The 11169-nt window shown below is 65.6% G+C and carries 6 protein-coding genes; 1 reads left to right on the forward strand and 5 read right to left on the reverse strand.

The features are described from left to right. Positions 1-374 precede the first annotated feature (374 nt). Positions 375-1184 carry a sulfotransferase gene (locus HCC78_RS29950; RefSeq protein WP_172332408.1) on the forward strand — a complete coding sequence of 270 codons (810 nt, stop codon included), beginning with the start codon at positions 375-377 and terminating at the stop codon, positions 1182-1184. 68 nt (positions 1185-1252) lie between these two features. On the opposite strand, the gene HCC78_RS29955 is transcribed toward HCC78_RS29950, so the two are convergent. The 5 genes from HCC78_RS29955 to HCC78_RS29975 form a co-directional block, all read right to left on the reverse strand. After that, complete coding sequence (locus HCC78_RS29955) at positions 1253-2782, reverse strand: oligosaccharide flippase family protein (protein ID WP_172332409.1); 1530 nt, start codon at positions 2780-2782, stop codon at positions 1253-1255. Next, entirely contained in the window at positions 2775-3710 is a 936-nt protein-coding gene (locus HCC78_RS29960; RefSeq protein ID WP_172332410.1) for a glycosyltransferase family 2 protein, read from the reverse strand. The genes HCC78_RS29955 and HCC78_RS29960 overlap by 8 nt, the downstream gene beginning before the upstream one ends. A gap of 142 nt (positions 3711-3852) precedes the next feature. After that, positions 3853-7680 (reverse strand): Ig-like domain-containing protein, encoded by a 3828-nt coding sequence (locus HCC78_RS29965; protein WP_172332411.1) that lies wholly within the window; start codon positions 7678-7680, stop codon positions 3853-3855. Beyond that, on the reverse strand, positions 7677-9236 hold the full coding sequence (locus HCC78_RS29970; RefSeq protein ID WP_172332412.1) for an O-antigen ligase: 1560 nt from the start codon (positions 9234-9236) through the stop codon (positions 7677-7679). Before HCC78_RS29970 ends, HCC78_RS29965 begins: the two co-directional genes overlap by 4 nt. 81 nt (positions 9237-9317) lie before the next feature. Next, positions 9318-10586 carry a nucleotide sugar dehydrogenase gene (locus HCC78_RS29975; protein ID WP_172332413.1) on the reverse strand — a complete coding sequence of 423 codons (1269 nt, stop codon included), beginning with the start codon at positions 10584-10586 and terminating at the stop codon, positions 9318-9320. Positions 10587-11169 lie beyond the last annotated feature (583 nt).

The following is an 11169-nucleotide window of genomic DNA, read 5'->3' on the forward strand; positions in this document are numbered from 1 at the left end:
TCTGGCGTGCTCCTTCGCGGGCAATCTCGGTCAGCGGGTCGAGGATGGTTCCGGGCTGGCGGAGCCGGGTGATCGTGGTATCTTCAGTCATAGGCGTATCGTTCCATTTGGAAGTTCTGGCAGGCTTCGACACCCGCCACGATACGCCGCCTTCTCAGGCCCCATCACCCATTTTCAGCCATAGCTCAGCATCGGATGCCGCACGCCCGAGCAGGCAAGGATCGACATGGCCGCCGCAATGGCCGCATAGTGAATATCGGACCAGTCCGGGATCCGGCGGCAAGCCCAACGGCCCAGCACTGCCACAATGTCGTTGCAAGTCGCACGCTACAGTGATTTTACTCAACCAATACAATATATCAAGGATGCCTTGCATGGTGATCTCTGTTACGTACATTCTAGGTTCCACGCGTTCGGGCACCTCAGCTCTTCGAAATGCGTTGGCCGAAACGAGGTACGTCGGCTTTGGTGAAGGTCACTTGGTGCCTATTCTGGAGGATATCTTCTCTGTTGTGAAACGGCATAGAGAAGAAGGCCTCGGCGCAAACGTGCCGGGAAACGGGCTCCATAACCTAAAGCAGAATGTTTTCTTGCGGTGCATCGTACATGGGTACGAACGATACCTTCAAACAGAGCTTCGCGGTACGTGGATAATGGACAAGACTCCAACAATTGATCCAATACGCCTATCTCCATCTCTAAATGAATTTCATGAAGATGCCAAGTTCATACATTGTGCGAGGCGCCATGTGGATAATGTCCAATCGAAGTTAAAGAAATTTCCTGATCGAAATCTCGAGCAACACTGCCAGGAGTGGGCGCAATGCAACCTAAAATGGCTTGAAGTGCGTCAGAAACTGAACGGTAACTTCTTTGACTTTGATTTCTTTGAGTTGTCGAATAGCCCTGACAAAATATCAGAAGGTATTGGGCAGTATTTGGAATTGGATGGCGTCGAGGTGGAAAAGATGGCGCAATACCTCCGTAGTCAGCGCCCACAATCTCACGCTAAGCGGGATTTGACCAAGTATCTCAAGTTGAGTGAGATGCCGTGGAGCGATAGAGAAAAGGAAGCGTTTGTTCGAATTTGCGGTCCTGTTGGAAAACGTCTAGGCTATGGGTTTGAAGACTATTGGGAGCAAAACGATGAGGCTGATGTCAATGTGGCTCGCCAAGGTTCGTGACCACTGAAAACTCCCGTGTATCATGGACGCCTTCTTCGTTAATTTTGAGGCAAGGAGGCGGCACGTTCTCAGCGCCGCCGACGGATCCGTCCCGAGATTCGGACTGCAAGCCCAGTGACGACGGTCTCGAAACCTTGGGGGCGTCCTTCCATGCACCACAGCGCCAAGTGGGTCCCGGCATAGGCGACCCCGCCTGTGGCAATCTTGGCCAGCGCGCTCGCGGCCACTTCCGTCAGCGGTGCCGCGGCATCGGGCGGGCCGCCCAGAAGTCGGCCAGCGGCCCAGACCGACGCGGCCATGGCCGCCACCGACAGGAAGGACCGCCGCGAGGCGGAGAGAACTTCCGCCGGATGGCCCATTCCGGCTTTCTGCGCCAGCAGCAAAGTGAGGAAGAGGTTCAGCAGCATCCCAGCTCCAGCCGCAGCCACAGCTCCCATCGTTCCGTAAAGGTTGATCCCTGCCAATGCGGTCACCACGACGAATGTCAGCACGACGAGGTTGCGCAGGCACAGCCCTTTGGTGTTGCCGTCGATGAAGACGACTGACTGGACTCCCACAGTCAGCGCCATCAGCGCCGTGATTGGGGCGAGGCACTGCACGATCGGCACCGCCTCCAGCCATTGCACGCCCAGCACCATTCGCACCGCCTCGGGGGCGATCAGCGCGATGCCCACCCCCATCGGCAGCAGCATCCCCAGCAGGATCTGCTGCACGGCTAGGTAGCCGCGCTTCATCCGAGCGGAATCGTCCTGCACGCTCGACAGCGCCGGGAGGATCGCATCGGCCAGCGGGGTGATCAGCTGCAGTGTCAGTGTGGTCGATAATTCTGCCCCGACATTGAACAGACCCGCTGGATGCGCTCCGCCGATCCGCCCGATCATCAGCACCGGCAGGCGCCGCTGCAGGAAGCTGAGCGCTGCGGCAAGGGTCAGCCAACCACCGAAGCCGAGGTATTCGCGTCCGTGCTTCAGCCCCCAGCGGGGACGTTTGGGTCGCCAGGCATAGGTGAGCAGGACATAGCACAGGCTCATGGAGACCGTGCCCGCGACGATCGCCCAGTAGCTGGGCGAGGCCAGCGCCCAACTCACCGAGACTACGGTCATTGCCAGCCGCGACAGGCTGTTGGCGGCCGCAGCCGGGACTAGGTTCAGCGCCATCTTGTGTTCGGAGAAATAGGGATTGCGCAGCCCGGTCAGCAGCGGCACCACGCAGAGCACGGCGAGAACTGGGAAGAGGGCGGGCTGCTGCAGGAAATGCGCCATCGGCCAGGCCAGGGCCAGGATGACCAGCACGGCGCCGCCGCAGACCAGGTTGGCGATGGTGAAGGCGGTGTTGAATTCGTCGCGGTGGCTTGCGCGGCGGCGGAGCAGGGCTATTTCGAACTGGTTGTTCAGCAGCCCGTCCATCAGCCCGATCACTATCATGGCGAGCGCCACCGTGCCGAAATCCGCCGGCGTCAGCAACCGGCCCAGAACCGCTAGATTGGCAATTCCGAGAACCCGCACCGCAATCATCGAGGCAAAGGAGATGGCGGCGCCGCCGATCATCTGGCTGGAGATGGAGGCAGACGAGCCTCCGGGCCGTTTCGCATCAGACAAAGCAGAGTCCCACGATATTGCGCCAGACGCCCGGCCAGAGGAAGCCGCCGCGGATCATCCGCACCCGGCGGCCGAGAAATCCCGCCGCGGGCACCGAGAGCAGCAGGGCGAGCCGCTGCCGCTCGGCTTCGGGCAGGATGGCGGCATAGCGGTCGCGGAACAGCCGCGCCTGCTCGATGCGCTGGCGGATCACCAGGCGCATGCGATGCGCCCGCTCGAGCTGGAACAGCGAGGCGAGCGGCGAGACCTTCCGCGGACGCGAGGCGTTGCGGCCATGGATGCGGTAGAGGATCTGCGGCTCGGGATCGGCGATCACCTCGCCGAAGGCCGCAGCCACGAGGGTGATCCACCAGTCATGCATCTTGCACTCGGCCGGGATGTCGCCCAGCCGATCGAGCAGCGGGCGGTTCATCGCCATGGCGCAGCCGGTGACGGTGGGATGCATGACCGAGCGGTTCAGCGCCTTCCCGGCCGACGGATCGATCGATTTGAAGGCCCAGTAGGAGGGGGCTCGGACTTCGCCTTTCGCGTTGATGACCATCAGGTCGCAGTGATAGAGCAGCGGCCGCTCTTGGCCTGTCCGTGCCTCTGCCGCCTGCAGCATGGCCAAGCCGCGCGCGATCTTGCCGGGCAGCCAGATGTCGTCATGATCGGCGGTGAAGACATAGTCGCCCTTTGCCTGTGCCAGCAGCGTGCGAAAATTTGCCTGGGCCGAGCCTGAGGGCGTGTCGCGGCGGATGATCTTCACCGGATTGCGGAATTCTGCGGCCCGGGCCTCGATCATCGCCACCGTCCCATCCTCTGACAGGTCGTCGCTGACGATCAAGTGAAAATCGTCATGCGTCTGGGCGAGCAGCCCATCGAGCATGTCTTCCAGGTAATCCGTGCTGTTGCGCGTGGCGAGCAGGATTTCGACGCGGCCGGTCATGGCCCCTCCTTCGGTTGCAGATCGGAAGTGCCCGGTGGCGGTGGCCGGGATTCCGCAATGCCGCCCCATCTAGGGCTGTCGCTCCGGCGGGGTCCAGTGGGTCCGTGCTGCAAGCTTTGCGGCTTCCAGCCCCGGCCCGGGATCACGGCGCGCTCCAGACGGCGGGCGGTCCTCCCCGGCTCAGCATCAGCCGGCCCATGAGTGCGCCTTCCGGCAGGCCGACTGCCAGATCCGCCAGCACCCGCTCGAGCCCGGGGGGCATGGTCCAGCTCAGCTCGGCGCGGAACACCCGTCCGGGCGGTAGCCCGTAGAGCGCCCCGGCATCGCGCTTGCGCGCGGTGACCCCCGGCGCCACGGTGACATCCCGGAGCACGCTGATCCTGTCCCAGTCCACGGCTAGGCTGAACCCGTCGAATTCGCGCAGCCGCGTCACGACGGAGGGAGCCGGGCCGTGGGGCGTGCCATAGTCGAAGCCCAGCGTCACCGGCCCCGGTGCGAGAAAGCCGGGCCAGGATCGGCTGTCGAGGCGCAGCCCGGACCCTGCCGGTGCGAGGAAGGCGGCCGGTCCGCCGCTCCCGAGCGGAGCCCAGCCGGGGCTGTTCCAGTAATCGGCGCGCGGATCGGCCGAGGGCAGCAAGTTCACCCGGGCTGCGGCATCGGCGGCGAAGCGCCAGGAGACGGGGGCGGGGATGCGGGTGCCGAAGATGGTGGTGAAGCCGCCCGCAGGCAGGCGCACTTCGTATTCGGTGCCGGGGACGAGCGGTGCCGCAAGCGGCAGCTGCAGTTCCGCCCCGGGGAAGCGCGCTTCGCCTTGCGGATCGAGCCGCCAGCTCTGCACCGGCGCGCCGGTACCGCTGCGGCGGAGCTCGGCGGTGCCGCTGCCGGGTGCGAGCGGCGCATCGAAGGCGATCGAGAGAGCGGGGAGCCGTTCCGGAACATGGCGGTCGCCATCGGCGGGCGAGAGCCGGGAGGTGCCACCCGTTCCGGCCCCAGCACGGCGCTGTCCCGCAGCGAAATCCCACCAGTCCAGCTCCGGCTCGGGGCCGAGCGCACCTTGGCTCTGGATGGCGAAGGTGCTGCCTGCAGTCGGACGGGCGAGGGCGATGGCCTCCTCGCGGCTGCGCGGCATCCAGATCAGGCTTGCGGGATCGCCTTCCCGGCCCAGCCGAGAGGCCGGGAAGGCGGCATGCAGGGCTGCCGGGTCGGACCAGTCGAGCCGCCCGTTGTTCCAGGCCGCCGGGACCTGGCCCGGCGCGCCCTCGGCGGTGACGACATTGCTGGCCAGGTTGGCCCAGATCCCGACCCGTCCGTCCCAAGCGGCCAGCGTGATGACATTGGAAAACAGCATCGTGCCGTCGCCGCGGGAATTGTACTGGCCATCGCCGTTCAGATCGCCCGGAAACGGTGTCGGCAGCGAGTTGTGATGGACATAGACCCCGTCCTGCGGCCGGTTGCGCGGCATGATCTGGTTGGGAGCCATTCCCCACAGGATATTGCCTTCGATCACTGTGTCGCTCAGGGGAACATCGTTGGAGTCGGCGAAGAAGCCTTGATAGGCGGGGGCCGTGCCGCGCACGGTCCAGCCTGCGGGGCTGCCGTCTCTCCCAGTTTGCGCGGTCAGGATCACAGCCTCCCAGGGCTGGCGGAGCACGAGCTCCGTCCTGTCTCCGCCGATCCGGTCGCCGCCAGCGGCGAGGATCCGAAGCGGCTGCTGCCCGGTTCCGGCCTTCTGCACCGCGACCTGCATGCCGCCGGCCAAGCCCTGCTTCATGCTGAAGCTCTCCGCCGCCGGGGGCAGCCGGACCGTCGCCGGGCCCTCCCGGGGCTCCACCCGCAGATAGGTGCCGTCCTCGCTGGGCTCGAGGCCCGCATCGCCCCGAGCCATGCGCACCTTGAAGAGCGGCGAGATCACCGGCGGGGCGCGCACGCCTTCTTCGCCGGGGAAGGAGACATTGCCGCGATAGCGCAGCCCGCTGATCGCAACCCGGTCGGGGGCCTTGCCCGCGCCGATCATCCACATGTGGATGGCATCCCCATGGATGCCGTAGCCGTCGCCGATATAGTCCGACTGGGTGTTGTTCTCGATGACGATGTCTTCCAGCCGGGTCGGGGCGGCGGAGGTCCCGGGGCGGAAGTAGATGTTCACCGGATCGCCGAGGATGTGGTGCAGCCGGTTGCCGCGCACCAGGCTGCGGCGGCCGCCGGTGGCCAGCCCGTAGGAGAGGAAGCCCAGATCGTTGTCCGTAACCCAGCTGTCCGCGGCACCGGTCAGGTCGATCCCGCGGATCAGTGTCTTGCTGGAATATCCCATGCGGGCGGGCATCACGTCGGAGCGGATGGTGACGCCCTTGATGGCGATGCTCTCGGCCCGGCCCGGTCCCTGTACCATGTCGAGCACGTTGACCTGCCGCACCCGGCCGCCTTGCGAGACCAGCGCTTCGGGCAAGTAGAAATCCAGGTTCTCGAAACGGACATGCCCGGCCACCTGGCCTCTGCGGGTGGTCTGCAGCGCGAAGCGGGAGATCAACGTGCCGAACTCCGGTTCGCGCGGCAGGACGGAAAGTGGCGCCCCGAGCCCCACCAAGGCGCCGCGGAACAGTTCGGGCTCGGCGGTCGTGTCGATCCATTCCGCGCCGATCAGCAGCCGCGCTCCCGAGAGCCGCGCCGGACCGAGGGTGAAGGCGCGGGCCAAATCTTTTGGCGTCTCGACGGCGAAGCTGTCTGCGGCGAGGGCGACTTCGACCGTGTGCCCGCCGGTGAATTCCAGCCTGGCGGGCAGACCGAGATTGCGGGCGTCGCGCAGCGGCACCAGGTAGTCGCGCCCACCAGGTCCCTCCTCGACCCGCCAGTTGCGGGCTTGATCCGCCGGACCCGCAAGCCGAGCGCCCTTGGGCAGCCGGATCCGGCCGGTCCCGGCCGGGTTGAGATCGCCCAGCACGGCATGCTCCGGGGAGGGCAGGGCGCGCGGGGTGACGAGCTTCGGCACGCCCGGGTCGCCCGGCCCGGAGCTGCTCTGAAGCCGCAGCTGTACCATGTAGCGGCGTCCGGGGACCAACCCGCGCAGGTCGAAGGCGGTGGGTTGTGCGGGAGTCCAGAGGCCCCAGTCCGGGGCCGGGTCGAGCAGGTCTCCGGCCGGTGCAATGCGGTATTCGGGGACTCCGGGCTCCGAGCCGTATGCGTAGGGCAGGTTGCGGATCTCCACCCTGGCGGCATCGTCGTAATCGCCGGGCCGCACCAGCCAGCTGTTGGGGGCGAAGGCCGCGGGCGCGCGCGGCGGGCCGGTCCAGGCGCCTTCGGCGGTCTTCGGTGGGCTCCAAGGGGCGGTTCCCCCGGCGGTGACCGCAGCCAGGTAGACTGGCACCGGAACGCCGGGATCGATCTGGACGGCATCGAGGGAGACGGAGAGCAGTGCGGCCGTTTCCGGCGGCAGGAGCAGGCCGACATCGTTGAAGCCGATCCGCACCCGGTAGCCCTGCAGCGGCGCGCCGCCGGTACGGGGCGGGTGCCGGACGGTGACCAGCAGCGTGTTCGAGCGTTCCGGATCGGTGGAGACGTCCCAGTCCTGCGCGCCGAGCGCTGCTGGACGGCGGGGCCGGGCGGATCCGGGCTCGGCCACGTCCTCCCAGGAGCTCCAAGGCCCGCGCGTTTCGCGCCCGTCGGCGATCCTGACTAGCCGTAGCCGCAACTGCCGGGGCGCGGCGCCGCTGACATCGAGCGCGTAGCCACGCGAGGTCTGGACATAGGGTGGCGGCAGCTCAGCGATGCCGGCGCCGGTATCGGCCTCCACGCGGAAGGCGGTGCCGGGTCCGGCTGGCAGGCTGTCGAGGCGCAGCATGAGCCTGCCTTCGCCGGGTCCGGCGAAGGCGGCGAATCCCGGGGCGTCCAGCGCGGTGGCCTGGCCGGGCAGGGCGGTAACGGCCAGGACCAGCAGAAGCAGACCCTGCCGCAGGAGGGGGGCCGCGCGGCTCAACACCGACCTTGCCCGGTCCGGCGGCTCGGCAGAGGCCTGTCCGGCTCCGTCGTGCTCTGGACTTCGGCCTTTGCGGTGGCCTGCTTGCGCGAATAGGCTTGGCCGGTTCGGCGGCTCGGCAGAGGCCTGTCCGGCTCCGTCGAACTCTGGACCGCGGCCTTTGCGGTGGCCTGCTTGCGCGAATAGGCTTGGCCGCGCCGGGCGGTCGGTGCCTGCGCGGCGGGGAGCGTCTCGCCGCCGTCTCCAGGCCCGTCCGCACGGTTCCGGTCCTTTTCGTCGAGCAGCCAGATGCCGGAGCCGAAGATGAAGAAGACCAGAGAATAGACTTTGCCCCAGACATGCACGGTGCACAGCGACAGGATCAGCGCGACCATGCTGAGCACCCAGGTGGCCCGCGCCCGCAGCAGCCGCGAATTGCTCCCGGAAATCTTCATCGCCATCGCCTGGTACAGCACCTTCAGGAAGGCGGTGGCCAGAAGCAGGAAAGCAGGTATTCCGTAGACCATCGCCACGAAAAGAAAGTAGTTGTCGAGGCTGCCGCTGTACATCCATGTCGGCCGTTCCCAGTCGTTCAGGCCTATGCCCAGGACCGGGTGCTGCCAAACGTTCTGCATCCCGTATTCGAAGATCAGAATCCGCCAATAGGCGTTGTAGGACGAGAAGGTGGCCATGGTGAGGATCACCTTGAAGGCCGAGCGGTCCGACAGCACCTCAATGGTGCCGTAGAAGGCCGCGAAGAGGATGCCGAAGATCAGCCAAGGGCGGCCAGTTCCGCGCATCATCCAGCGCCATCCCAGGAGGCCTGCCTGGATCAGGAAGACCAGGAAGCCGCCGCTGGAGAGCGACAGGAAGGATCCGAAGCCAATCAGCCCCGCCCGCAGGTACTGCCAGCCCCGGCTCATGTAGGGGCCGAGCAGAAGGAAAGAGCTGGTGAAGCCCATGGCGCAGAAGATGCCGTAATGGATCGGATGGCTGAAGTTCACTTGGGCACGGAAAAGGCCCAGCCGCTTCTCCGAGGTTCCGCCGCCGCCGCTGCTCACGCCCGGCAGCATGTCGAAGAGCCGCGACACCAGCCGGTCGCCGGTGATGGATTCGTAGAGCGCGAAGGGCACTGTGACCAGCACCATGAGGCCGTAGAAGCGCATCATCCGCTCGTAATCCGCGACCGAGCGGACATAGGCGCGCCCGACCAGGTAGCCGCCGATCATCTCGACGCCGACCGAGCCTACATATTGGATGGCTTGGCTGCCATGCCAGTGGAAGATCGAAATCCCCTGCCACATCCAGAAGCCCAGGAGCAGGAAATCCGGCGTGCGCAGCCGCCCAAAGCGGCCTGCGAAAAGCTGCGCCATCAGCAGCGGCACCAGAAACAGCAGCACCGTGCGGGTCGGTCCCAACTCGATCCCGGCGAAACCGAAGCTGATTGGTGGCATCGCGGCGATGAGGTAGAGCAGCAGCCCGGTCTTCAGTCCAGAGAACGACAGGTCCACCCCGGCGGGCTGAGCGGCCGGACCGGCGCGGCGGAGGGTGGCGGCTTCCCTATGCGTGACGGCCATCCGGCTACTCCTGGCTGCATCTCCAGCGGGCTTGGCACAGCGATGAGGCCAAGCCAAGACAATCCTCCGGCAGGGCAGCGCTCAGAGCGTTCCCAAATTGCGGATTTCCGCATCTGCTGGCAGATCGAGCAGGTCGGCAGTGGGGTTGTTGGCAATCACCCTGTCATAGCTGCGGGCCTCGGCCTCGGCCTTTCCGACCAGCAGCTGCTGGATCATCGGCAGCTGGCTGTAGGCATAGCCCAGGTTGGCGCCGACCAACTGCTCAGCCTCCACCGCGGGATCGAATATCTCGAGCTCGTAGCCGGCCGCCAGCAGCTTGCGGGCCAGGTCGACATTGGGGCTCTCGCGCAGGTCGTCGGTGCCGGCTTTGAAGGCGAGTCCCGCCATCAGGAGCCGCGCGCCCGGGGCGAGCCCGTCCACGGCGTATTCGAAGAGCCTGTGCTTGTGAGCTTCGTTGGAACGCAGGAGGCTGTCCATCAGTGGCATGTTGGTTCCGGAAACCGCGCCGATATGCTGCAGCGCCCGCACGTCCTTGGGCAGGCAGGAACCGCCGAAGGCGCCGCCGGGTCGGGTGTAGTAGGCGGAAATGTTCAGCTTGGTGTCGGACTTGAAGATTCCGTGCACCGTCGAGGCGTCGATCCCGAGATCGAGGCAGGTCCGGCCGATCTCGTTGGCAAAGGCCACCTTCACCGCATGCCAGGCGTTGTCGACGAACTTGGTGAATTCCGCTTCGCGGTAGCCGGTGACGAAGAGCGGCGCCTCAATGTTGCGGGTAAGTTCCTCCATGGCCGCGTTCGGGCGGCCGTCGCGGGTGCCAATGACGGTCTTGGGCGGATGGAAATAGTCCTTCACCGCCGAGCCCTCGCGCAGGAACTCGGGATTGTAGACCAGTTCGGCCCGGCTCTCCGTCTCTGCGCCCAGGACCGAGCGGAAGATCGGCTCAATCAGTTCCTCGATCGTGCCAGGCCGGACGGTCGAGCGGTAGGCAATGGTCAGCGGCTTGCCGTGGCGGCGGCTCTCCAGCGCCTTGGCTATCTGCCGCGAGACTCCGGCAATGTAGCCCATGTTGTGCGATCCATCCGGTGCCGAGGGAGTGCCGACGCAGACGATGGCGAGATCAGCTGCCTCGAGGCAGCTGCCGATTTCCGTGGCAGCGGAGATCCGCCCGGCCGCGAGGCCGTCCTTCAGCATCTCTTCGACGCCGGGCTCGACGATGGGCGCGCAGCCATCGAGAATGGCGGCCACCTTCGCGTCACTGACATCAATGCCAGTGACCGAATGCCCTTCGCTCGCGATGCAGCAGGCGGCCGTGAATCCGACATAACCCAAGCCGAAAATTACAACTCTCATTAACTTAATCCTCGTGGCGCTTCATCGGCTTAATTTCGGCCGCGGCAATGCTCGTCCGTATATTGGTGAAACCTTCCTGCTGTACAAGGGGCTCGGCCCGCGCTTCACCAACGTACTGGAGGATAGAGGTGAGGGTCTCCATGGACGGGCTGCGCGGCCGCTGGATGGACAATGTCATGATCGAGCGTCTATGGCGGTCGCTGAAATGCGAGTGAGCTTGCCCCGGCTCCCAGGGAGAAGGCCCCCACATGAACAGACAGCCTCGCCGCCTATTCACCGCCGAGTTCAGGGTGAGCTAATGGGATGAACGGCCTTCCCGCCAAACCGCGGCGATCCTCGCGGGCATGGGGTAGAGAGGAGCATCTGATGGACATCAGGGTTTTGGGGGATTGATCTGTGCTCAACCGTCTGCAGTCTTGCGGGACTGGACGAAGCCGGGGCGGTCATGTTCCGCAAACGTCTCAGCGGCATCGCCTGCTCCCCAAGTTCACAGACTACACGACTCCCTGTCTTGGACGCCTTGGCATGACAAGCTTGCGGAAGCTTGGCGGGGTTTCGGCGTGCGACCGGAGCAATCGCCTCG

Source organism: Mangrovicoccus sp. HB161399, assembly GCF_013184745.1.
In the GTDB taxonomy this organism is placed as follows: domain Bacteria; phylum Pseudomonadota; class Alphaproteobacteria; order Rhodobacterales; family Rhodobacteraceae; genus Mangrovicoccus.

What these genes read in the sequence shown, in the direction of transcription:
- HCC78_RS29975 (WP_172332413.1), bottom strand. Translation starts at nt 10,586, where the DNA reads ATGAGAGTTGTAATTTTCGGCTTGGGTTATGTCGGATTCACGGCCGCC.
- HCC78_RS29970 (WP_172332412.1), bottom strand. Translation starts at nt 9,236, where the DNA reads ATGGCCGTCACGCATAGGGAAGCCGCCACCCTCCGCCGCGCCGGTCCG.
- HCC78_RS29960 (WP_172332410.1), bottom strand. Translation starts at nt 3,710, where the DNA reads ATGACCGGCCGCGTCGAAATCCTGCTCGCCACGCGCAACAGCACGGAT.
- HCC78_RS29950 (WP_172332408.1), top strand. Translation starts at nt 375, where the DNA reads ATGGTGATCTCTGTTACGTACATTCTAGGTTCCACGCGTTCGGGCACC.